The organism is Pseudomonas gingeri (assembly GCF_013385635.1).
Classification (GTDB): domain Bacteria; phylum Pseudomonadota; class Gammaproteobacteria; order Pseudomonadales; family Pseudomonadaceae; genus Aquipseudomonas; species Aquipseudomonas gingeri_A.
Genome location: NZ_JACAPR010000004.1, coordinates 96680 through 120777, shown reverse-complemented (window position 1 = coordinate 120777; position 24098 = coordinate 96680). Strand labels below are relative to the sequence as shown.

17 protein-coding genes are annotated in these 24098 nt (G+C 63.5%); 7 read left to right on the top strand and 10 right to left on the bottom strand.

Going from position 1 to position 24098, the window contains the following annotated elements; genetic code table 11:
- Nucleotides 1-28: 28 nt before the first annotated feature.
- The 6 genes from HX851_RS03745 to HX851_RS03720 all read right to left on the bottom strand — a co-directional run bounded on the left by HX851_RS03745 (nt 29) and on the right by HX851_RS03720 (nt 12506).
- A complete protein-coding gene (locus HX851_RS03745) occupies nt 29-4543 on the bottom strand; it encodes a dermonecrotic toxin domain-containing protein (RefSeq protein ID WP_177065072.1) in 4515 nt (1504 codons plus the stop codon).
- A gap of 92 nt (nt 4544-4635) precedes the next feature.
- Nucleotides 4636-9408 (bottom strand): hypothetical protein, encoded by a 4773-nt coding sequence (locus HX851_RS03740; protein ID WP_177065070.1) that lies wholly within the window; start codon nt 9406-9408, stop codon nt 4636-4638.
- A 208-nt stretch (nt 9409-9616) separates the two neighbouring features.
- Nucleotides 9617-10108: a GNAT family N-acetyltransferase gene (locus HX851_RS03735; protein WP_177061203.1), complete on the bottom strand. Its 492-nt coding sequence runs from the start codon at nt 10106-10108 to the stop codon at nt 9617-9619.
- Nucleotides 10109-10204: 96 nt separating this feature from the next.
- Complete coding sequence (zapE, locus tag HX851_RS03730) at nt 10205-11317, bottom strand: cell division protein ZapE (protein WP_177065093.1); 1113 nt, start codon at nt 11315-11317, stop codon at nt 10205-10207.
- 67 nt (nt 11318-11384) lie between these two features.
- Entirely contained in the window at nt 11385-11732 is a 348-nt protein-coding gene (locus HX851_RS03725; RefSeq protein WP_177061190.1) for a nuclear transport factor 2 family protein, read from the bottom strand.
- 54 nt (nt 11733-11786) lie between these two features.
- Entirely contained in the window at nt 11787-12506 is a 720-nt protein-coding gene (locus tag HX851_RS03720; protein WP_177061188.1) for a helix-turn-helix transcriptional regulator, read from the bottom strand.
- Nucleotides 12507-12669: 163 nt separating this feature from the next.
- On the opposite strand from HX851_RS03720, the gene HX851_RS03715 reads away from it, so the two are divergent.
- The 3 genes from HX851_RS03715 (at nt 12670) to HX851_RS03705 (ending at nt 15021) form a co-directional block, all read left to right on the top strand.
- A complete protein-coding gene (locus HX851_RS03715; protein ID WP_177065068.1) occupies nt 12670-13722 on the top strand; it encodes an aldo/keto reductase in 1053 nt (350 codons plus the stop codon).
- 197 nt (nt 13723-13919) lie between these two features.
- On the top strand, nt 13920-14387 hold the full coding sequence (locus tag HX851_RS03710; RefSeq protein WP_177061185.1) for an LEA/WHy family protein: 468 nt from the start codon (nt 13920-13922) through the stop codon (nt 14385-14387).
- Nucleotides 14388-14457: 70 nt separating this feature from the next.
- The gene (locus HX851_RS03705) at nt 14458-15021 is read left to right on the top strand and encodes a GNAT family N-acetyltransferase (RefSeq protein ID WP_177061183.1); all 564 of its coding nucleotides are present in this window, start codon (nt 14458-14460) and stop codon (nt 15019-15021) included.
- Between the two features lie 10 nt (nt 15022-15031).
- Here HX851_RS03705 and HX851_RS03700 read toward each other — a convergent pair whose 3' ends face one another.
- A complete protein-coding gene (locus tag HX851_RS03700; RefSeq protein ID WP_177061181.1) occupies nt 15032-15958 on the bottom strand; it encodes a carbon-nitrogen hydrolase family protein in 927 nt (308 codons plus the stop codon).
- 85 nt (nt 15959-16043) lie between these two features.
- Between HX851_RS03700 and HX851_RS03695 the strand changes: the two genes are divergently transcribed.
- Together HX851_RS03695 and HX851_RS03690 are read left to right on the top strand one after the other, a co-directional pair.
- Nucleotides 16044-16958 (top strand): LysR family transcriptional regulator, encoded by a 915-nt coding sequence (locus HX851_RS03695; RefSeq protein WP_177061179.1) that lies wholly within the window; start codon nt 16044-16046, stop codon nt 16956-16958.
- Nucleotides 16959-17098: 140 nt separating this feature from the next.
- The gene (locus HX851_RS03690; RefSeq protein WP_177065066.1) at nt 17099-18097 is read left to right on the top strand and encodes a FecR family protein; all 999 of its coding nucleotides are present in this window, start codon (nt 17099-17101) and stop codon (nt 18095-18097) included.
- A gap of 157 nt (nt 18098-18254) precedes the next feature.
- Here HX851_RS03690 and pvdQ read toward each other — a convergent pair whose 3' ends face one another.
- Complete coding sequence (pvdQ, locus tag HX851_RS03685; RefSeq protein WP_177065064.1) at nt 18255-20594, bottom strand: bifunctional acylase PvdQ; 2340 nt, start codon at nt 20592-20594, stop codon at nt 18255-18257.
- Nucleotides 20595-20896: 302 nt separating this feature from the next.
- On the opposite strand from pvdQ, the gene HX851_RS03680 reads away from it, so the two are divergent.
- Complete coding sequence (locus HX851_RS03680) at nt 20897-21274, top strand: fe2+ zn2+ uptake regulation protein (protein WP_177065062.1); 378 nt, start codon at nt 20897-20899, stop codon at nt 21272-21274.
- A 3-nt stretch (nt 21275-21277) separates the two neighbouring features.
- On the opposite strand, the gene HX851_RS03675 is transcribed toward HX851_RS03680, so the two are convergent.
- Both HX851_RS03675 and HX851_RS03670 read right to left on the bottom strand, forming a co-directional pair.
- Nucleotides 21278-21466, bottom strand: coding sequence for a hypothetical protein (locus HX851_RS03675; RefSeq protein WP_017132048.1), 189 nt, complete (start codon nt 21464-21466; stop codon nt 21278-21280).
- A 383-nt stretch (nt 21467-21849) separates the two neighbouring features.
- Complete coding sequence (locus tag HX851_RS03670) at nt 21850-22761, bottom strand: LysR family transcriptional regulator (protein WP_177061175.1); 912 nt, start codon at nt 22759-22761, stop codon at nt 21850-21852.
- A 108-nt stretch (nt 22762-22869) separates the two neighbouring features.
- On the opposite strand from HX851_RS03670, the gene HX851_RS03665 reads away from it, so the two are divergent.
- Nucleotides 22870-23865, top strand: coding sequence for an aldo/keto reductase (locus tag HX851_RS03665; RefSeq protein ID WP_177065060.1), 996 nt, complete (start codon nt 22870-22872; stop codon nt 23863-23865).
- Nucleotides 23866-24098: the final 233 nt, after the last annotated feature.

The following is a 24098-nucleotide window of genomic DNA, read 5'->3' as shown; positions in this document are numbered from 1 at the left end:
ACGGTCGCAGAGCCCCACCGACGTGTTTTCAGGCGCTTGTATCCACTTCGCCAGTATTGAAAAACAGCGCCTGGGCCACGCCCTTGTCGAGAATCCGGGCACGGTGGATATCCAGCGTCAACTGCGCCCGGCCGCCCTGCCCGGCCTGGACCCTGGCGGCAGCGTGCTGCCGGGCCATGGCCTGGGCCTTGCTGCCCAGGTAGCGTTGCCCCAAGGTCTTCAGATGGGCGCTGACAAACGCCGTATCGGCCGTGGTGGCCGTCGGGTAATGGAAATGCGCGTACCACAGGGGACTGCCGTCCTTGTGGCTGACCACATACTCTTGCAGGTAGCCGCCCTGCCGCTCCGCGTGTCGTCCACCGGCGCGGTGGATATCCACCTGGTCCTGTTCTTTCAGGTACTGAAGGCGCTCCAAGCGCGGCGGATTGCGCTTGATCGCGGCGATACGCGCGTTGCGCCCTTCGACGATCAGGCGAGCGGCTTCCCGGCGCAGGCTGTCCTTGAGCGCCTGGGCGGTTTTCACCGACACCGATGTCCCGCTGCCTTCATCGAGTGTTTGTTGGATATCGTCCGCCAGGGCACTCAGTTTTTGCCCCTTCAGTTCCAGGATACCTTGCAGGTCGCGGGGGGGCTTGGACGTACCGGTGAGCGCCGTCACCTGGCGAATCGCGGACTCGACGCCAGCGAGTTCGGCCTGCCCCTGGGTTATCAATCGGGACAGCCCGACCTTGCGCTGGCCCGGTGGCGCAGGTGCCGGCTCGACCTTGACCTCTTCCCAGAAAGGATCCCGGGCATCCTCCCTGTTCTCCTTGAACGCCGACACCAGTTCGCCGTTGGGATCGGTGATCTCGACGATTTCATCCTCCTGCTCGGGCGTGCGCTCGCGTACCCGACCGGCATAAACCTCGCGATTGCGCGTGCGGATAAACTTCTTCCGTGTGCTGCCACCCCCCGTACCCGGCCTGGGTGCCGGCTCGGGTTCGACCGGTTCGCTCTCGTCCCACAACCCGCAAAGGCTGTTCAACGCGCCATCGCGCAACCGCGCCAACAGTTCCGACAGGCGGCGGGCATATTCGAGCAGGCGCCGACCCGGCATGAGCGTCTTCAGGTAATCGAGCAGGTCGCGGGTCTCGTCATAGCGACCGATCGCCGTCAGCAAGGCATCGATCCGGTCCTGGCGCGGATCCTCGGCACTCAGGCGATTGATGGTATTGGTCACGTAGCGAGTCTGCTCGGCACTGTGCTTGATGGCCGCGAATATCTGATCGTCCATTTGCAAGGTGACCTGCAAGGGCAACTCGTCCAGGGTCAAGGCCAGCAGGGTCGGCAGTTGCACCGCCTGCCAGTCCTGCGGGGTGAATGGTTGCACCACCGCCTGTTGCAGGGTATCCGCTTGGGCCGGCCCCAGTTCGGGGATCGCCCGCAACTCATCGAGCGCGGTATATTCCCGGGTGCTCCAGAGGATCTGCTTGTCGGTGATCTCGACATTGTTCTTCAGGTTGGCGACCACCTGGACATAACGAGCATCGGTGTCGCTGGCGATCATCTCGTCGATCTGCCGGGCACTCAGGCTGCCTTCGCGCCCCACCGCCAGGGACACGTTCAGCAGCATCCGGCAATTGCGCACGCTGTCGGCCAGGGCCGTCACCAGCATCTGCGGCTTGGGCACCACCTGGCGATTGCCATGGAGTTCCTTGATCAGCGCGATCTTTTCTTCGATGACAACCTGCAAGTCCTCCAGCTTGCCCAGGTATTCGCGGCGCTTGTCGCTGCGTTGCCGGTCGCTGAAGTTGTTCGCGGTCCGGCCCTCGCTCATGGTTTCCAGGCGCTTGCGCAGGGTTTCAGCCTCGCCGATCAGACGGCCCATACGCGCCGACGCCTGGATCACTTGCCCGTGCAGGGCCGTGGCGCGGTCGCGCAACTTGCGCTGCAGGCGCGCCTGCACGGTGTCACGGCTGCTGCCGCCGCGCAGGCGCAAGCGCAGGTCCAGGCGCCAACGGTCCTGTCCGTCCCGCTCCAGAAACGGTCCCGGGGTTCCCGCCGCATCGACCACACGGGGACCGTCATCGCTCCACGCCACCTGATACAGGGCGTTCTCGATCAGCACATGCCATCCCTTGTCCCGAGCCTCGCCAAGATGCACCAGACCCCGGTTCGGACCACTTGCGGAGACCATACCGAGACTATCGAGTCGTGGAGGCGTATCGAAGACCCTGACGCGGAGCTTCTCCAGCGCCTGGCGCGAGGCTGCCGACAGGGCGCGGCGCGGATTCGACCAGGACAAGTCGAAAGGCAGTTGTGGCAAGTCATCGGCGGCCGGCGGTGCTGTGATCCGCTCCAGCAGCACCTCCCCTCCGGTCGCCAGCGATTCCCGCTTGCCCGTCAGTTCCGGCAGTGCTTCGCGCTCGCTCGCGATCACTTCATGCAACAGCACTGCCGCCAGGTTGCTCAGCATATCGGCCCAGGCCTGGGCCCGGGCGTCCTCGTCGTCGCCCTGCAACCCCGGCAGATCCTGGCGAACCCCACGGTAGAGCAGGATCAGCCAGCCGGCCTGGGTCAAGGGGCCGCTGGCAAACATCAGCCATGAACTGAACAGTTGCCAGCCACTGTCCTTCAGCCGCTCCCAGCGCTTTTCCGCATTCGACAACAACTGCACATCGGCCTGGCGAATGACCGCATCGATACAAGCATGAAACAGATGATGGATGTAGTCCTCGGTCACTTCCTCATTGCCCAGGGTGGCCGGTGCCGGAGGGGCTGGCAGCGGCGCGGCTTCATCACCCGGCAATAACGAACCGAGGCGGGGCTGGCGGAAACCGCCGTTGGCATACACGGCGACTCTCTGGCTATCGAGCCAGGCCAGCACACTGTCCTGCAAGGCACCGACTTGTTCGATGGCCGCCAGCAGTTCCGGCCGGCTGGCGTATTCGCTCAGGGGCGGATCGAACAGCGGTCGGTACAGCACATGCGGCCCCTGAGCAGGGTCACGGGGTTCGATAAGAAACATGCCCATGACCTTGTCCGGGCTCGCCTCGGGGCTGGCCCGCAAGGCCAGGGGGCGGAGCACGATCGGCACACCGTCGACCTCGCGTTCATGGGCGTCGAACGCCAGTACCGCCTTGACCCAGCGGTAGCCTCGTTCGGTGATGCCCTGTTCGCCACGGAGCTTGAGCTCCAGTGCCGCCAGGGGCAACTGGGCCTGGATCTGACGGAAAAAGCGCTGCTGGCGGATCACGGCATAACGGGTATCGCCCAACAGTCGCTGGCGCAGGTAAGCCGGGTAACCGGCGCCGATATCGACGGCGCTGACCAGCTCAATCAGATAATCGGCGGTCATCCAGTCCGGCGGCGGGCTACCGTCAGCCAATCGGATATGCATCCGCGTGGCGCCGAAACGAAAATCGTCGAGGTTTTCCAGCGCCAGTTCGGGCAGCGTCAACCCGACTTCCTCGAACGCCCCCAGCACATCCGGCAACAGCGGCTTGCGCCGGTACTTTTCCAGCCGGAGCTGGATGTCCTGCATGGGAATATCCGGCATCCGTGGATGCCGCCGCACCATGGCCGCCCTGAGCGCCTGGCGGCTGAAATCCGACAGCGACGCCACATCGTCGAAAAAACTGTGGGATGACGATTTGCCCAGCGCCGTGACCAGGGTCGACAGCAGCCCGGCATAGTCGCGCCGATCCGTATCCGCCGCATCCAGCAGCCACAGCGGCGCTGCCTCGCGCACCCGCCGTTGCAGAGGTGTCAGCGGCGCGGGCTCGGGGATGACGAACCAGTGCGCAGGATCGGTGGCCCGCGCGACCCGCGTCGCCCAGGACTCGCCGGTTCCGTCAGTCACGCCGCGCGACAGACGCTCCAGCGCCTGCAACTGGTTTTCCAGCAACGCCCCGGCCAGGTTGTCGAAGACATTCACCTGCGAAGGGATCAGTTCGAGCCGGCCAGGGTCAGGCAGTTGCCCGCGCAATAGTGTCCAAAGCTCATCAAGGTGCTGCAAACGTTGCACATCATGGCCCGGACGCAGCAGGAAATAGGCAAAGGCCTGCGCGGGCAACTGACGGGCGAAGACCACCGCGACCGGTGTGATGCCGAATCGTTCCCGTGGTCCCCTGGCATACAACAGGTAGGCGGCCAGGGCATGCTTGCCCAGCAGGCTGTCGCGGGTTGGCTGGTCTTCGCTGACCAGCGCCTTGGGCAGCATCTGGTTGGCCTGCAACGCCAGGCTGTTGGGCCGGTTCCCGGCACCATACATGGACACGAACAGCAGGTTCGAGAGTGCCGCGCAACGGCTGGGAATCGTCGGCGAGTGCCGGTCCCAGCCCGGCACCCAAGCATCCGATCCCGGCACCTTGCCGGCCCAGTCGGGTACCGCTTCATTCCAGAACTCGATCAGGCGGACCTTGAACACTTCGAGCTGGGCATCGTCGCCACTGTCGAGCGTCGTGCCCGTCGGTCGCCCGGCGAACAGCGCGCGGGCAGTGTTTCGGTACTGTTGCAGTGAAATCTGCAACGAAGTCGGCGGGGAGGTCGGCAGCGAGGTCATGAGGCCGCAATCCTTGAAGAGGGAAAGCGGCCAGTTGACAAGACCCCCCCGGTCCTCGGGCGGTAGCGGGATACCGCCCGAGGACTATGCGGTCAGCCGGGGAAAAAGTGCTGTTGCGCTGCCGCCAGGTCGATCCGGCTGCGATAGATCTGCAGCGCCAGGTTGGCATTGCCGCCCTGCCCCGTCTGGATCTTCTTGAAGGCCTTTTCCTGCTCCAGTGACTGGTACTTGCCGCCGAGCTTGCGCTGCGCGGCGGTTTTCAGGTGAGCGGCCTCGAAGGCCGTGTCCACTGCCGCCACACTGGCGTAATGAAAGTGCGCGTACCACAGCGGCTTGCCGTCCTGGTCGAGCAGCACGTACTCCTGCAGGAAATCGTGCTTGCCGAGCCTGATGCGCTCGCCTTCCTTGCGCAGGGTCACCTCGCCCAGCGCCAACAGGTAGTCGATACGCGGCATTTCCGGCGGATTGGCCTTGATCGCGGCGATACGTGCGCGCTGTCCGGCGGCCAGCAGTCGTGGGGCCGCCTCGCGCAACTGGCGCACCACCGCCTGGGCATTCCTGACCCGGTCCGGGTTGCGCGGCGGCGTTTGCACCACGGCCAGGAGCTTGTCGATCTCCGTGGCCTGCAGCTCCATCGCCTCGGCCTGCAAGCGCAGGATGTCCTCCTGTGCCCTTGGTGCGTTGGAACGCCCGGCCTGCTTCATGACGCGCTCGGTCGCCGTGGCTTCGTCGTTGAGCAACTGGCGTGCATCGGATACCCGTTTCTCCAGTCCGACCTGGGGCCTGATCACCACAGTCCTGTCCGGGGCGACCACCGCATCCCAAAGTCCGTCGGCGGTATTTTGCCGGAAGGTCTCGATCACCCGGCCATAGCCATCGCTGACTTCCACGATCTCCTCGCCATCCGCCGAGGTCGGTGCCTTGACCTCACCGGACAACAGCTGCCGGTGGCGCGTGCGGATGACTTTTTTCGTGGTCTTTTTCACCGATGGGCCGGCAACGGGCCGGGGCGGCAGCTCCCAGTCATCGCTGCCCAACAATTGCCGCAGGTCCTCCTGGGTATCCTGCACAAGGCCCTTCAAGGACACGAGCAAGCGGTCCAGGCACTCCGTGGGCAGTTGACGATCGACCAGCGTAGTCAAATGAAATTCAAGCTTTTCCTGAAAATCAGTGGATTGCTCGGCAAGCGACTCCAGCAGTTCGATACGCTCGCCGGCTGACAGACCGCTCTCTTCCAGTGCATTGGGAGACGCGTAATAGGACACCTGCAACTGCCTGAACTGATCCCAGATCGCCTCGAACATCTCCTGCCCGACATACTCGGGCGTTATCTGGGCCAGGACAAAACGGTTCTTCAACTGCGCCGTCTTCCAGGCACGCACCTCCACCGCGATGGAGCCCCAGCCGACGGTGGTCAGCACCCGCTGATAGTTTTCGCGGCCATCGCGTATCTGACTCAATTGTTCGAGCCAGTCGCGCTCCTGAAGCGCCCAGCCAAGCGCCTTGTCCGTGGCCGCTGCATCCCGCTCCCACTCGACCTGGATCTGCGTCAGATCCATCTGCTCTTCAGGCAGTTGCGAAAATGTCGAATGGGGCTGCTCCAGTCTTTCCAACAGCCAGGTTTGCTGGGCATGGAGCAAGGTCTGCAGTTCAATCACACCGTTTTCCAGCGCATTGATCTGAAAGGGTCGTACCACCTTGGTCAGCCGCGGATCGGCCATCAAACTTCTGCTCAATTCCAGCTGTCGGCTGTAGTTCCGCAGATTGGCTTCCAGCAAGGTGGTCATCTCACCGAGCAGTTCGGTACGCCGCTCGTAGGTCACCCGCTTGGCCGTCTCGCCTTCGGTCGCCAGTTTCCAGCGCTTGACACTGTTGCTGACCGACGGTTCGCTCACCTTGATCTGTTGGTTGAGTTCCATCAGTTCCGCACGTCCCTCGATGACGGTTTGCGAACCACCGGCCCGGACCCGCTTGGGCGGACTGCCACCGCGCAAACGCATGTCCAGGCTCCAGCGTCCCTGCTCGTCACTGCGCACCCAGGGACCGGCATTGCCCTGATCGTCGATGATCCGCACGCCGTCCGCCTCGGCTTCCCAGGCCACCTCGTAAAGATCGCCCAGGAGCAATGCACACCATTTGCCCTTGCCGCCCTCCTCGATATGCACCAACCCTCGCGCCGGCCCCGAGTCCGCCACGACGCCCAGCTCGGCCAAGGCCGATGCCGGCTTATCGAACGCATGCAGGCGATAAGGCCGGACACGCTTCATCAGCGCCTCCGGGACCGGCCAACCGGACAGCGACCATGCACTCAGTTCGGTACGAGGCAAGTCGGGCACACGGGCGATGGTCGGCGCGGGCAAAGCTGTCGCGGGCGGCGGTGGCTCAAGCGGACGCAACGGCGGGACCGCGGTTTCCCCCGAGGAAGAGTCGGCGCGATAGTGCAGCAACAAGGCCGCCAGGTTGAACAACAGGTCCGCGGCCCCCGACGACTGTTCCAGTCGGTTGTCGCTGTCCAGCGCCCGCAGGTCGTCATGGCCGATTTCCAGGGTCACCAGCCAGCCGAGTACTTCCACCAGGCGTCCGACGTAGGGCAGGAGTCCGGCAAACGGCAGTTGGGTGATGCTCAGCAGCACTTGCCAGGCGCCCTGCTTCCAGTCCGCCCAGCGTTGTTCGGCATTGGACACCGACTGCCGGTCGGCCTGCTCGACCTGGGCCCTGACCATGGCGGCGAAGATCGCCGACAGGTAGGCACCCTCGACCGTCTCTTCGCCAAGCATTGCCGGGACAGGCTTGGCCGGTGCCGGGGCGAACTCGTCGCCAGGCAGGAATTGCTGGATATGCGGCGCGTCGAAACCGCCATGGTCATAACGCTGGCGCGCCGTTTCGCTCATCCAGGTCAAGACGCTGCGCTGCAGATCGCCGGGCTGGCGGATCGCGTCGAGCAACGCCTGGGCGGTTGCGAATTGGCGCAGCGGTTGTTGCAGGAACAGTGGGCGGAACAGGAGCAACGGGCCGCGGCTCATATCCCGTGGACCGATGACAAACATCGCCTGCACCGCGTCAGCCCGCCAGTCGGCTCTGGCCTTGAACGCCAGGGGCCGCAGGACGATTTCCATACCATCGACCCGTCGGCCGGGAGCCGCCGGTTGGACTAGCGCCTGCACATGACGAAAGCCGTCGACGCTGACCCCCGACTCGTCCCTGATCTTCAATTCCAGGGCCTGCAAGGGCAGGCGAACCCGCCATTGCGCGACAAACAAGGCCTCGCGCCGCCGGGCCTCGGCGGCGTCGGTGAGCAACCGGGCCTTGAGCAGGTCCGGGTAGGCCTGGCCGATATCGGCGCGGGTCACCAGGCCACGCAGGTAATCCGGGGCCATCCAGTCCGGCACCGGCTGCGCCAACCCGCGCACCTCGATACGAATACGCATGCCGGTATGGCGCATGCCGCCCAGGTTGGCCAGCGCCAGTTCCACCAGCGTCATGTCGACCGCAACCGTGACCTGCGCCTGCTGCGGGTCAAGGGTCTGGGTGGAGGAGTAATCGAGCTTGTCGATATTGAGCTTGATCGTATGCGGGTCGATGGCGGCGGCAGTGGGATGGTCCTTGTGCATCAACGCTTGCAAGCGCCGTGTGGCGAACTCATCGAGGGTGCCGATGCCTTCGAGGAAATGCCGGCCGGCGGACTCGCACTGCGTGCGCGCCAGTTCGGTGAGCAGGTGACTGTAGCTCGCCCGATCGGCAATCGAGGCCCCCAGCAGCCAGTCCGGCAGCGACGTGCTGCTCATGCCCAGGGCCGCCGCACCGCAGCGTTCCTGTCTGAGCACCTGGAACCGTCCCGTATCGGAGATCCTCGCGGGTACGGCGAACCACTGGCCCGGATCGGTGATTTCGTCCACCCAGCGCTGCAGATGGGCCCTGCCGTGCAGGTCGCCCGGCGGCAATGCGCTCAGCGCCTGCAGTTGATATTCCAGCAAACCCTTGGCCAGGCTGTCACCGATCACTTCGGCGGGTTCGTTCCAGCGCCAGACCAGCGACTCGCTTACTTCCAGGCTACGTCCGGCGGTCCGGCTGCCGATCAGCATCGCCACCAACTCGGCACTGTCCAACTTACCCGAGCGCAGACCGCCCTCGCCCGGATGAAAATACAACGGATAGGGCAATCGCTGCAGACGCTCGTCATAACGCCGGAAGTCGATCACCGGGTACAACTCCGGGTAACGTCGCCCCTGCTCATCCACGCTGAAGACTCTTGTCTCGAAGGCACGAATATCCAGGGGCGGGCTTTTACCCTGGGCATCGTCAGGCGAGTAGCCCATGTAGAACGGCAGGCGACTCAGGTCGGGCAGCCCTCCCCGCCCAGGCATCTGCCCGGCGACGAGCAAGCGCCCGATCGCCGCCGCGAGCCGTGCCCAACGGCTCGGCCCGTGCCCTTGTGGCGACTGGTTCCAGCGCTCGATCAGTTGCTGCTTCAGATTTTCCAGCAACAACGCCCGCGCCGCCTGGTCCAGACGCTTGAGCAGCCCGTCGAGATCGATTGCCAGGGGCTTTGTCGCCGCCGGTGGCCGGTCGCGCCAGAGCAGGTTGTGCGTCTCCCCACGCGGGCTCCTGGAAGCTCCCCAGACCGGCGCCCGCAGGGCAAAACGCTCGAGCATGACCTCGGCGAGGCTGTAGTGGTTATGCCCGGCCGGGGCACCGTCGATGCCCTGGGCCAATACCCAATAGGGTACCGCCAGGCGTACCCGCTCGGCCGACAGGTCGAATTCGCCATAGTGCTGGTCCAACACGCCCTGGACCAGCGGTGTAGCGACCGAGAGCAAATCGGGAGGGTCGGCGAAAAGTGCCTTGGCGACCGAAGTCGGGTGCATTGCTTGACTCTCCGCAACCGGCGACTGCGTTGACATGGTTGACGTCCTCGTTCGAATGATGGGAACGAGTCGTTACCTGGCGCATCGGCTCGCCGGCCACGACTCCCGAGGGATTCAAGCCTGGCGACAGGCGTCGTGTGCGGTAGCGGGATAGGCCCTCTTGCGACAGAGGACAACCTACAAGAGGGCGAAACTAGAGGTATTGAAACTAGAGGTACTTGTTCCAGAACAGCATCTGGCCGTGCTGCGGATCGAGCTGCGCACCGCTGAAACCGAACTTGCGGTAAGAGCCCTGGGCCACGGCGTTGCCTTCGAGCACTTCCAGGGTGATCTTGCAACAGCCGCGCTGACGGGCGATATCCTCGACCTTCTGCAGCATCTTCTGGCTCAGCCCCAGGCCGCGAAACTTGCTCACCACCGAGACGTCATGGACGTTCACCAGGGGGCGGCAGGCAAAGGTGGAAAAACCTTCGAAGCAGTTCACCAGCCCGGCCGGCTCACCGCCGACAAACGCCAGCACGCTGAAGGCATGAGGCCGCTTGGCCAGTTCACCGGGCAGTTGTTGCAGCACGTCCGGCGCCAGGGCCTCGCCGCCGCCCATGGGGTCTTCGGCGTAGTGATTGAGTACCAGTCCAATCGCTTCGGCGTGCACCGGGTTGGTGTAGCTCGCTTGTAAAACCAGTATGTCGGCAACGTCCATGTCAGTCCTCGGCGAAACCATTAAGGGCAACTCTTGTGGGTCAGGAAACCGATTGTAACCCTGTCCGTGGCGGGTAACGGAAGCAAAATAAACGCTTCAACGGCCGAAGCGCTGCAATTGCATCTCGTGCAAACGACTGAGCGTACGGCGGAACGGGAAAGCTAGGTAACCTTCGGTGTACAGTTCGTCCAGTGCCACCCGGGCGCAGAGATAGAGCGGCACCTTGCGGTCGTAACACTCGTCCACCAGGGCGATGAAGCGCCGCACGCTATCGTCGTGCACAGACAGCGGCGGCAGTTCACGGTCCCCGGCGTCGACACGCTGCGCCGCGTCCTCGGTGCCACGGGCGATGCGTCCGGGACGCTGGCGGGCACTGAGGCTGGGCACCTCGATCAGGAAAATCACCGTGTAGCGGTCACACAGCGCCATGAAATCCATGGCCGCCAGAGGCTGTTCGCACAGTTCGGCATAACGACAGCAAAGCACCGTGGGCGAAGCCCGCACCACCGCCAGGGTCCGATAGCCCATGGCAACCGGCTCGCTGGAAACCGGCTGCCCGGCCGTCAACCCATCGAACGCTTCGACCAGTGCCGTCGACTGTCCCGCGGGCTCGACCCAATAACGCTGCAGCACGGTCCCCGGATGCAGACGATGATCTTCACCACCATCGATATCCACCACCTCCATATGCTCTTCGATGGCGGCAATCGCCGGCAGGAATCGCTCGCGATTGAAACCATCGGCATACAGCTGTTGCGGCGGCTGATTGGACGTGGCGACGATCACCACGCCTTCATCGAACATCACCTGGAACAGTCGCCCGAGAATGATCGCATCACCGATATCGTTGACGAACAGTTCATCGAAACACAACACCCGGACTTCCCCGGCCAGCTCACGGGCCAGGGCCCGCAGCGGGTCGGCGATACCACTGAGCTGGAACGAGCGCTGGTGGACCCAGCCCATGAAGTGATGGAAGTGCTGGCGCCGCGACGGCACCCGCAAGGTCTGGTGGAACTGATCCATCAGCCAGGTCTTGCCGCGTCCGACCGGCCCCCAGAGGTAAACACCCCGGGGCACCTGGCCCGCCTGCAAGGCCCCATGGCAGCGCTGCAAGGCCTGCACCGCCTGCCATTGCGCCGGGTCATGAAGAAAACCGCGCTGCTCGACGGCAGCGCGATAAGCACTCAGGGGTGAATCGACACTCAGGGGAGAATCGGCAGTCATGGCGTCGTGCAGGCTCGCAAGCGGGAGCACAGCAGTATGCCAGCTTGTCCTAGAGGGAAATATCCAGCCGGGCAATCTTGCCCTGCTCGTTGAGCCGGAACACGTAGCGCAACTCCACCGGACTGCCGGGAAAGCTGCCGGAAACCAGCTGCTTGACCAGCACCTTGCCGGTGCGTTGGGCGACGTCGAGGACTTCGACCCGGGGCTGATATTTGCGCGCGGTCTCATCCATCCATTGGGCGATGGCGAGGGTGCCGACGCGATGCTGGCCTTCGTCGAAGACATTCGCATCCGGGGCGAAGAAACTCTCGACCGCCGAAGTGTCACGGGCGTTGGCGGCGTTGATGTAGGCCTCGATGGCCGGGGCCAGGGTGGTCGATGCGGATAAGGTGTTCATGTGGCTGACAGCTCCTTGCTGGTGGGAGTGGAGCTATCCTAAGACAGCCTCGCGTCAGTTCTTGTCAGGAGTGAAACGCTCGCTCTTGTCGGCCGGTTCATGGGTTTTCAGCCAGGCCCGCAACAGGTCGCTGCGGCGTCCCGGATAGCGTTCGCCCTGCTCGCGCGCCGCCGCGATACGGTCAGTGCGAAAGGTCCGGTAGTCGTTGCGCAATTCACACCAGGCGACGATCACCCGCGCCTCGTTCATGAACCCCAACGCCAGGGGCCAGATCAGGCGCTGGCTGGCAATCCTGTTCACGTCGGCGTAATCGATGTGCAGCTTCAACTGCTGGCCGATGGCCTGGCGCAGCACACTCAGCGGCACGATGTTTTCCGGAAAACCGAAACAGGCCGGCCCGGCCAGCACCGTGGGATTGCGCAACGCCTCCTGGGCCGCCGGCGCCAGCACCGCGGCAATCTTCGCCAGCGCATCGGACGCCGCCTTGCTCAAGACCTCGTCCCCGCGCTGATCGACGTACTGCAACCCCAGGACGATGGCTTCGGTCTCGTCGGCATTGAGCATCAGCGGCGGCAGGAACAACCCGCTACGCAATACATAACCGATCCCCGCCTCACCCTGGATCGGCGCGCCGAGGGCGGTGAGTTCGGCAATATCGCGGTAGACCGTACGCTCGGAAATCTCCAGCTCGCGGGCCAGCACCGCGGCGGTGGCCGGGCGGCTCTTGGCCCGCAGCACCTGGAGCAACGTCAACAGTCGGGAAGTACGGGACACGGTGTTCAACCTGGAAGACACGGATTCGCGCAGCCTAGCAGAGAGTCCTGTCAGAAATTGTCAGGAGACGAAGAACCTGGAAAATCGGCTTGACCAAATAAATTACACACATCATATTAAATACATGTCGTACGAAATCTAAATTGCCTTCAGGAGTCATCCCATGCATTACAAAGTCCTTGGCCGTCGTAGCGGCTTGCGTGTTTCGGAACTGGCGCTGGGCGCCGGTAACTTCGGTACGGGCTGGGGTCATGGCGCCGAGCGCGACGAAGCGAAGCGCATCTTCGACGGTTACCTGGAGGCCGGCGGCAACTTCATCGACACTGCCAACGGCTATCAGGCCGGGCAATCGGAGGTGATGGTCGGCGAGTTCATTGCCGCTGAACGCCATAGTCTGGTAGTGGCGACCAAATACACCATGGGCACCACGCCGAGCGCGGGGATTTCCCATACCGGCAACAATCGCAAGAACATGGTCCGTGCGGTAGAAGAAAGCCTGAAACGCCTGAACACCGAACATATCGACCTGTTCTGGGCGCATATCAGCGACGGCCTGACGCCCATGGAAGAAATCCTCCGTGGCTTCGACGACCTGGTGCGTTCGGGGAAGATCCTCTACGCCGGCCTCTCCAACTTCCCGGCCTGGCGTATCGCCCGGGCCGACCTGCTCGCCGAAATACGCGGCTATGCGCCGATCGTCGCGATCCAGGCGGAATACAGCCTGGCCGAACGCAGTGCCGAACGTGACCTGCTGCCGATGGCCGAGGCCCTGGGCCTGGGTGCTACCTTGTGGTCACCACTGGGCGGTGGCCTGCTGACCGGTAAGTACCGCGAAAGCAGCGAAAATACCCGGGCGAGCAAACTGGGCCGATTGATTCATGTGGAAAAGAACGCCCGCGACAGTGCCCTGATCGACACGTTGCTGGCGGTTGCCAAAGAGCTGGGCGCAACGCCGACCCACGTTGCCATTGCCTGGCTGCGCGAACAGGCGAAACGCTCGGTCACCAGCCTGATCCCGATCCTCGGGCCACGCACGCGGGAACAACTCGACGGCACACTCGGCGCCTTGCAGGTGCGGCTCAGCCCTGAACATCTGGCGCGACTGGATGAAGTCAGCAGCGTGGTACCTGGCGTACCCCATGCAATCATTGCCGAAGCGATGGGCCGCTACCGTGGCAGCGAGCCGTTCGATCTGCCGCTGATACCGGTGATCTGAGGCTCCCGATCTTGATGATCGTTCCCACGCTCCAGCGTGGGGACGCCTCCTGGACGCTCTGCGTCCGCTCCTGTGACGCCGAGCGTCACGGGCTGCGTGGTGGGAACGATCGGCGTTGATCGACCGGTAAACGAACTCTCGAAAGATCCAGGCGTCTATGCTTGGCCGTAGTGCCTGACTTTCGAGAGACCTTCGCCATGCGCAAACTCCTGGGCCTCGGCCTGCTGTTCCTGACCCTCGGTGCCTGCGCCCTGTTCCCCGACCGCGACCCGTTGAATATCAATGTGGTCGGCATCGAACCGCTGCCCAGCCAGGACATGGAGGTACGCTTCGCCGTGACCCTGCGCCTGCAGAACCCCAATGAAAACGCCATCGACTACAACGGCGTGGCCCTGGACCTTGAGGTCAACGGCCGCCCGCTGGCCTCCGGTGTCAGCAATCAGCAGGGCTCGATCCAGCGTTTCTCCGAAGCGACGCTGACGGTGCCGATCAGCGTCTCGGCGTTTTCCGTGCTGCGCCAGACCCTGGGCCTGAGCCAGGCGCAGAAACTCGACAACCTGCCCTACGTCCTGCGCGGCAAGCTGGCCGGCGGACTGTTCGGTACGATGCGTTTCGTCGAGCGCGGCCAACTGAACCTGTCGGGCCCCAACGCCGGCACCTGGTGAACCGCCGCCCGGGTGATAGCAAAGGCTGTTATAAAAGACCTTTCGATTTGCGCCCTGGACGGCACGCCCCATGGAAAAATATCCCACGTTGCACACCGAACGCCTGATCCTCCGCCCGATGACCCTGGCCGACGCCCCCGCCATCCAGCAACTGTTCCCCCACTGGGAAGTGGTGCGCTTCCTCAACGCCCTGGTGCCCTGGCCCTACCCCGCGGACGGCGCCCTGAGCTACCTGCGGGATGTCGCCCTGCCCGCCATGGAACGCGGGGAAGAATGGCACTGGTCGATGCGCCTGAAGTCGGCCCCCGAACAACTGATCGGCTCCATCAGCCTGATGGAGGAAATCGACAACAACCGTGGATTCTGGTTGGCGCCGCAATGGCAGGGCCGGGGTCTGATGGCCGAAGCCAGCGTCGCCGTTACCGACTACTGGTTCGAGACCCTGGGACGGAGCGTGTTGTGCGTGCCCAAGGCCGCGCCCAACCAGGCCTCACGGCGGGTCTCGGAGCGCGAAGGCATGCGTCTGGTGCGTAGCGAAGAACGCTATTTCGTCAGCGGGACACTGCCTTGCGATATCTGGGAAATCACCCGCGAAGAATGGCGGCGCGGCCGCCGATCGATCCCGGTTCTTTAATCCTGGCTTTTTAATTCTGAAGAAAGCGCACCCCCGGCTTGGCGCGCTCATCCACCTGCAATTCGAACACGTCCGGACGGGCGTAGTGACCGGTGACGTCGAAATCATAGCGAGCACGAACCAGTTGCTCGGTATCGATCTCGGCGGTGAGCAGGCCGGCTTCACCGACCAGCGGCCCGGCCAGCACATCGCCCATGGGTCCGACGATCAGGCTGCCACCGTTGATCAACGGCCGCTCGGCGGGCCAGTTGGCGACCTCGCTGCCCAGGGCCGCGGGCGACGCCTGGACCTGGCAGGCACTGACCACGAAACAGCGCCCCTCGCAGGCCACATGCCGCATGGTCACCTGCCACATTTCCCGCTCGTCCACCGTCGGCGCACACCAGATATCAACGCCCTTGGCGTACATCGCCGTGCGCAACAACGGCATGTAGTTTTCCCAGCAGACCGCCGAGCCGATGCGCCCGGCCTTGCCCTCCAGCACCGGCAGGGTCGACCCGTCGCCCTTGCCCCAGATCAGCCGTTCCGTGCCGGTCGGCATCAGCTTGCGGTGCTTGGTCGCCAGGCCCTGTTGCGGGTCGAAGAACAGCACCGTGCAGTACAGGGTGTGGCCGCTACGCTCGATCACGCCGATCACCAGGTTGGCCCCGGTACGCGCCGACAATCCGCTCAGGGCCTCGGTTTCCGGCCCCGGCACATCGATCGCATTGGCGTGATAACGGGCGAACGCCTCGCGTCCTTCCGGCAGGCGATAACCCAGCTGGGTGCCGAAGGTCTCGCCTTTCGGGTAGCCACCGAGCAAAGCTTCGGGCATCACCACCAGGCTCGCGCCGGCGGCAATGATCGCGCCTTCATAGCCGAGGATCTGTTCCAGGGTTTCACCCTTGCCACCGGGCAGGGAACCGATTTGCAACGCAGCGACGATGGACTTGGACATGAACGGTGCTCCAGGAATGAATGCGTGTTGCAGATTGTCGTGGCGAACCGGATCATGAATAAAGCCCACTTCATCACTGAATGATATGAACAACACGAATATCAAGACCCTGGACCTGAACCTGCTCAAGGTTTTCGAGGCCCTGCACGACGAGTCCAGCGCCAGCCGCGCGGCCGTGCGCCTGGGTGTCACGCAATCGGCCATCAGCGCCGCCCTGCGGCGGTTGCGCGAGGTCTACGGCGATCCGCTGTTCGTCCGCACCGGACGCGGGCTGGCGCCGACCTTGTGCGCCGACCAGCTCAAGCCGGTGATCAGCGAAGCCCTGAACAAGTGCCGGCAAAGCCTGGCACTGGTCGATCCGCTGGCCCGACACTACGAAGGCCGGTCGGTGATCATCGGATTGTCGGATGACTTCGAAATCGCCTACGGCCGGCGCCTGATGGAACTGATCGCCGTGCAGGCGCCGCGCCTGCGCCTGATCTTTCGCCAGACCCATAGCCAGATCGTCGGCGAAGGCCTGCTGCAACGTCATTTCGACCTGGCCATCGCCGCCGGCGGTTTCGCCGAGCGCCTGCTCAGCCGGCGGGTACTGGGTGAAGGCGACTATGGCTGCCTGGTCGACCCGCAAAGCCTGGAGATCGGTCAAACCCACCTGAGTCTTGAGCAATTCGTGGCCCGCGACCATATCCTGGTGTCGTCCGGCGGTTTTATCGGCATCACCGACGAAGCGCTGGCCGGCCTCGGCCTGAGCCGCCATGTCAGCGCCTCGACCAGCCATTTCGCCGCCCTGCCCCATCTGCTCAAGGGCAGCCAGGCGGTAGCGACCATCCCCGGCCATGCGGCACGGGCCATCGCCGAACTGAGCGGACTGAGCCTGCTGCCCTGCCCCATGACCCTGCCGCAGTACCCGATCGAACTGGGCTGGCGCACCAGTGCGTCGCTCGATCCGGCCGTGACCAAGGTACAAGCGGCGATTTTGCAATGTTTTCACATCACCTGAGCCGTTATGAAAAGATGAGGAAGGGACTGTTTTACCGGGCCGTTTGGTGAAAAACTCCAGCCGAATTGATATGCATTTGCCATCTACTGTTCTCGGCAAGTGCCAGGGAAGGTTAGAATGTAGGAAATAGGGAAGAGTCAATGACAGAGCCGATCCTCTCCGAAGCCGAATACGATGCGATCACTGATGCCGCCGCGCATTGGTGCATGCGGCTGCATGAGCAGGATTGCACGGCGGCCGAACGCGCAGAGTTCGACGCCTGGCTCAAGGCCGATCCGCTGCATGCCTTCGAATACGAGGCGATGCTGGAGATCTGGGACGTCGCCGATCACCTGCCCCGCCCGGCCGAGGCCGAGATTATCCCGTTGCCTGTCAGGCGCCCCCGTTGGCCACGTTATGGGGTCGCCGCCGCCGTCAGCCTGTTGGCGATTCCGCTGGCCGGCTATATCGGCTGGAACCTCGGCTGGGTGCCCAGTTCCTACCAGAGCTTCGAGGCCACGGGCCAGGTCGAGCGCGTCACCCTCGCCGACGGCAGCCATGTGGAATTGAACCTCGGCACCCGGCTGACCTACAGCGACTACAAGAATCAACGACGGGTCACGCTGAAATACGGCGAAGCCTTTTTCGACGTCAGCCATGACACCGGGCATCCCTTCGTGGTGAAGGCCGCCAAGGGCCAGGTCCGTGTCACCGGGACCAAATTCAACGTCTGGATGTATGAAGACCAGGTCCGTGTGACCCTGCTCCAGGGCTCGGTACTGGTCAGCAGCGACACCAGCCAACCCGGCGGCTATCGCCTCGATCCGGGCATGCAGGCGCGCTACAAGGCCGGCGACTACGAGCCGCAGATCAGCCAGACCTACGCCAACGACGCTTCCCTGGCCTGGCGCAACGGCAAGCTGATCCTCGATAACCTGAGCCTGAGCGATGCCCTGCCGCTGATCAACCGTTACCTGAGCAGCCCGGTATTGCTGGCGGACCCGGCCACCGGGGCAATCCGCATCGGCGGCATCTACAGCACCGGGGAAGTGAAAAAGCTGATCACCTCGCTGCCCAAGGTCCTGCCGGTCTACCTGACCCAAAATAAGGACGGCAATCCGGTGCTCAACTCGATTCCCCGGGACAAGCCGCGGACCTGAGGCTCATGCGATATCTCTGAAACACTCGGTCCCCCGTGGGAGCGGGCTTGCCCGCGAAGAACGATAACGCGGCGTACCTGAAACACCGCGCCGCCTGATTCGCGGGCAAGCCCGCTCCCACACAAGTCCGCTCGCCGCAGACCGCGTCCAGCTCCAACTACTCCCGAGCCAGCTTCCCGCCCACAGGACGCTTCTCGCTGATCACCTGCAAGCGATACTGCTTGTCGGCCTTGATCTGCTGCTCGGTAAACGGCAGGACGCTCCAGGCCTTCTTCGAGAACGCTTCGGTCTGATCGCGGAAATGCGCCGATGCCGGATCGCTGGACAATGAGAACGCCAGTAGACCCTGGGCCCGCGGGCCGTTTTCATCGAAGCTGACCACCTGCAGGTAGCTGGTGCCGCTGACCACCTCGCGCTTGCCGCCCTCGCCCGGGACACTCTGGATCGCGTTGTACACCCCCAGCGTGGCCGGTCCGCCATGTACCGGCACCGGTTGCCCGCCCTGGCTGACCTGCTGGACATCACCCCATCGGGTATCGGCCGTCAGCCCCGCCTTGTTCACACTCTCGACCGACGCCAACATTGCCTCGCGCACGGCCTTGGCCACCTCGGCCTGGTCGATGTCCAGCCCGCGCGGAGTGTGCTGCGGATCGGCCGGATCAAACTTGACCCGCCAGATATCGCCACTCTCGAACAACTGCCCCATGACATTCTGGAAATGCACAAAACCCAGGCCACTCTGCAGATTGGCATGCTGGTCCCAGTTCTTCAGGCTGCTGCACAACGGTGCCAGGGCTGCCGCGTCCGCGCCCAGGTCAGCGACACAGAATTGCAGCAGGTCCGGCAACACTTGGCCGGCAAGGTAGACCTGGTCGTCCATCACCATCCGTTGCAGGTCCTCGACCTTGACCGGCCCGGCCTGGTTCAGGCGCGCCAGTTGATCGAGGGCAAAACGCGCACGCTGGCCAAGGGGCTGGCCGTCCTGGCTGATCACCGGCGAGAAACCCTTGAGCGGCGCCGCCGGATTGACCATCCACGCCGAATCGTTGGAGTTCTGCACATAATCGTCACGTTCCAGTTGCGGTAACCGGTCCGCCGGAAAAATCCCCTTCTGTGCGGCATTCGCGGCCACGCTCCAGGCACAGCCACGGCGTGAACCGTCGAGCACGATCAGTTCGGTACCGGCCCGCGGATCGCTGCACTCGCGCAGCTTGCCGGCGTCCACATACGGCACCACCGACAAGTTCATGTACAGCGCCTGACCCTGGTCATCCACCGCCAGGGTATTGACCCAGGGAATCCCCTGGATCTTGTGCACCGCCGCCTGCAACGCCTTGAGGCTGCCGGCCCGGTTCATCGCATACCACTGCTGCAGCACACGATCATTGTCCTGGTTGGCATCACGCAGGCTGAAAGCTAGCTGATGGTTCCAGTCAAGCTTGCCGGGCCATTGCACCACCGGTCCGAACACCGAGCTGTAGACCACCCGCGAGACGGCCTTGTGGCTACCATCCGGCTGCCGGACCTGGACCGTCACTTGGCGCTTGTCCATGGCCGTGGATTTTCCATCCAGCAGATAACGAGTCGGGTCCTTGGGGTCGAGTTGCAGGCGATACAGGGTGAAGTGCTTGGAGGTATCGACCGTATGGGTCCAGGCCAGGTGCTGGCTGAAGCCGATATTGATCAGCGGCAAGCCTGGCAGCCCAGCGCCCATCACATCGAGCCGGCCGGGAATGGTCAGGTGCATCTGATAGAAACGCATGCCGCCGATCCACGGAAAATGCGGGTTGCCGAGCAGCAGGCCGCGACCGTTGAACGAGCGTTCGCGGCCGATCGCCACGCCGTTGCTGCCGCGATCCAGGGCGAACCGTTGCATGCGTTCGGCGGCCAGCTGGAACGCCGCCGATGGCAACTGCGCGGTCTGCTCGGGTGGCGTCGCCGCGACCAGCGCCTCGGCGAACTGGCCGACACCGCCTTCGACCAACAGGCGCCGGGTCAGCTTGACCTGGTCCAGCACAGTGATCGGTCGCACCCAGTCACCCTGGCACTGCGCGGGAAGCCCCTGGGCCTGGCGTTCGCGTAACTGGCGGTTGTAACCGGCGACATAACCTTCGACCCGTTGCTTGATTTCGGGACTCTGCGCCCGCCAGAACGCCGAAACCGCCGCCGGCGTGTTGAGCCAGTTGAAGAACAGGTCGCTGGTGAGGTTTTCCCGTTGCTCGACGGTCAACGCCTCGGGGCCGAAATACTTCGAGCGCTCGCCATTGACCGTGACGACCTCGTTGGCCAGCAGGCACAGGTTGTCCTGGGCATAGGCATAGCCGATGCCATAGCCGAGGCCACGCTCATCGCTCGCCAGGATGTGCGGGACACCGAAGGTGGTACGACGGATATCGGCGCTCAGTTCGCTGCTTGCGGAACGGGCATGGGCGCCCAGGCTCAGGCCGATCAGCAACGCTGCAAGACAGTACCTGGGAAATGGCCGGGAAGTGATCACGCAGACTCCTGATAGAACAAATCGAATACCAGGCAGCACGGGACATGACCGCGAACGGGCGCCTGGAAAAACCGGCGCCCACGGGAAAAAAGCAACGGGCAGCCGATGCCTGCCCATAAAGACGAATGCCACACCCGGAATTTAGTCGGCCGGACATCCGGAGGTCGGCCTCTCGACATGTCTGCGACCTGATACCGACAAATTTTCTACATTCGGGGCTTCATGATTTAGCCGTCTCGTTCGTCTTAATAAGCGAGAGCAGACATCACTTTCCTGATCAGGCTCTGAAAAGGAGTTTTTGCATGTACGACCAGCACAGGCCAACGGACGGTATTTCCTTGCAACGCGATCCTACCTATAGCTCGGGCGCCATGTTTGCCAAACCTGCCGAGCGCAATGGCAACGAGCGTATTCGCCAACTGCTCAAGCACTTCGGCTTGCGCACCAGCCTGATCCGGCTGAAGGTGATCGATGCCCTGCTCGACGCCGGCAGCGGCCAGCGCCGCCTGGGCGTGCGCGGCGTCCACAGTCACCTGCTGGAACTGGACATTCCGTTGTCCTTCCTCAGCGTGCGCGAAGTGCTCAAGCGCTTGTGCAGCGAGGGTGTGGTGGTGCTCAACACGGACAAGAGCTACAGCCTGCACCCCGATGCGCTGACGGCGCTGGAACAGCAGGACTGAGGGTCAGGGCTTGACCTTGCGCCGCATCACGCCATTGATGATCACCACGACCACCGCCACGCCGATGGCGATGTACTGGAACAGCTTCTCGCTGATCACGCCGGTGTTCTGCAGGTAGGTGAGGCCGAACATGATCCCCAGCACCACCAGGACGATCAGAATCGAGTACTTCAAACGTTGTGCCTGGGTCATTGCATGCATCCTGAAATAAAGCCTGAAACGAAAAATTGTATCGGGTTTGTATCGGCATTCATGCCAAGCACCTACAGCGCTCGCCGAATAAGCCGCCCCGTACGCAGTCTCATGATACAGCCGGGCAAGAGTTTTCGCTTCCCGGCTTCAACCATGAGGAAGTGTCCATGTTTCGTCGAATCACACTGCTGATTCCTGTGTTACTCATGTTGTCCATGAGCGGTTGCATCATATTTCCCCACGGCGGTGGTGGCTGGCATGACCACCGTTACTATGGAGGCGGCCCCGGGTACTACGGAGGCGGTCCCGGTTACTACCATCGCTGACATCCACGGGTGAGCCCTTCGGCTCACCCGTTTCGTTTCAGGCCACCGCCCCGTCCTTCAACGCTTGAAACCGATGCCCGGACGGGCACACACCGCCACCAGCCAATCGACAAACACCCGCACCCGCTGGGACAACTGCCGGTGCGGCGGGTAGAGGGCGGCCAGCGGCAGTCCCGGCTGCGCTATCCCCGGCAGCACCTCGCACAGACGGCCATCGCGCAATTGCTCGACCACGTGGTAATACGGAATCTGCGCCAGGCCGAATCCGGCCTCGCAGGCAGCCAGGTAGCCGTCGGCGCTGCTGACCGCGACCCGTCTGGCCAGGTGCAGGGCCTGCAACTGGCCGTCCTGGAGGAAGTCCAGGCCATAACGCTTGCCGCTGGCACCGGAAAAATACTCGACCATCTGGTGCTCCGCGAGCGCCTCCAGCGAGGTGGGCACACCGTACTTGCGCAGGTAGGCCGGGCTGGCGCAGATCACCTGCTCGACCGTCACCAGCGGCCTGGCCACCAACGAGTCATCCAGTACCCCGCCACCGCGCAACACGCAATCGATGCCTTCGCGAATCAGGTCCACGGGGCGGTCGTTGAGGCCTATCTCCAGCTCGATCAGCGGATAGCGCTCGGTGAACTCCGGCAGCACCGGAATCACGATCAACCGCCCGATGGCCGCCGGCATGTCGACCCGCAAGGTTCCGCGCGGATTCAGGCGGGTGGCGCGAAACACCGCCTCGGTTTCCTCCAGGTCCGCCAGCAGACGCACGCAACGCTGGTAGTAGGCGGCACCATCAAGGGTAGTGCTGACCTGACGGGTGGTCCGGCGCAGCAACTGCACCCCCAGGTGCGCTTCCAACTGCTTGACCAGGATCGTCACCGAGGCGCGGGGCAGTTGCAGGCTGTCCGCGGCCTTGGCGAAACCGCCCAGTTCGACGATCCGGGTAAACACACGCATGGCGTTGAAACGGTCCATCGGCGATCCATTATTTAGAAAATACGAATAGTGATAGCACTTTTAGCCGGTTTATCGCGCTTTTTTCGAGGATCACAATGGCTGATCTTTCGTACAGGAGCGTTATCGATGCACACTCGTCAACTGGGTAAAAACGGTCCGCGGGTTTCCGCCATAGGCCTGGGCTGCATGGGCATGAGCGATTTCTATACCACCGGCAGCAACACCGGCGAAGCCATCGCCACCCTGCACCGCGCCCTGGAGCTGGGCGTGACCCTGCTGGATACCGCCGATATCTACGGTCCCTACAGCAACGAAGAACTGCTCGGCAAGGCGCTCGTCGGCAAGCGCGACCAGGTCTTCCTGGCGAGCAAGTTCGGTATTCTGCGCGACCCGGCCAATCCGTCCCTGCGCGGAGTCAACGGCCGGCCAGAGTATGTCCGTCGCTCCATCGACGGCACTCTCAAGCGCCTGGGCATCGAAACCCTCGACCTGTACTACCAGCACCGTGTCGATCCGGACGTGGCCATCGAGGAAACCGTCGGCGCCATGGCCGAACTGGTCAAGGCCGGCAAGGTGCGTTACCTGGGCCTGAGCGAAGCCTCGGCGGCGACCCTGGAGCGGGCACACAAGGTTCATCCGATCAGTGCACTGCAAAGCGAGTACTCGCTGTGGAGCCGCGACCAGGAAGACAACGGCTGCCTGCAGGCCTGCCAGCGACTGGGCATTGCCTTCGTACCCTACAGCCCCCTGGGCCGTGGTTTCCTCACCGGAACGCTGAAAACCCCGGAAGACTTTGCCGTCGACGACTTCCGTCGCACCAGCCCACGTTTCCAGGGCGAGAACTTCGCGAAGAACCTGCAACTGGTCGCGCAGGTGCAGGCACTGGCGGCGCAGAAAGGGATCAGCGCCGGACAGCTGGCACTGGCCTGGGTATTGGCCCAGGGCGATTACCTGATCCCGATTCCCGGGACCAAGCAGCGCAAGTACCTGGAAGAGAACGTCGGGGCCCTGGACGTGCAACTGAGTGCAACTGAATTGCAGGCGCTGGAGGCTGTTTTCCCGGCGAATGCGGCGGCGGGGCTGCGTTATCCCGAGGCGGCGATGCCGAGCCTCAACCGCTAGGCAAGTTACACAAGCGGGTCGCTGGTGATTCTAGAGGCCCCTTCGCGGGCAAGCCCTGCTCCTACATGTTTGATCGTTCCCACGCGCAGCAAAGGAATGCAGCCCGTGACGCTACGCGTCACAAGAGCGGACGCAGAGCGTCCAGAGAGGCATTCCCACGCGGAGCATGGGAACGACCCTGAAACCGCGCGCGCCCCTTGTGGGAGCCGGCTTGCCGGCGATGAGGCCCTTGA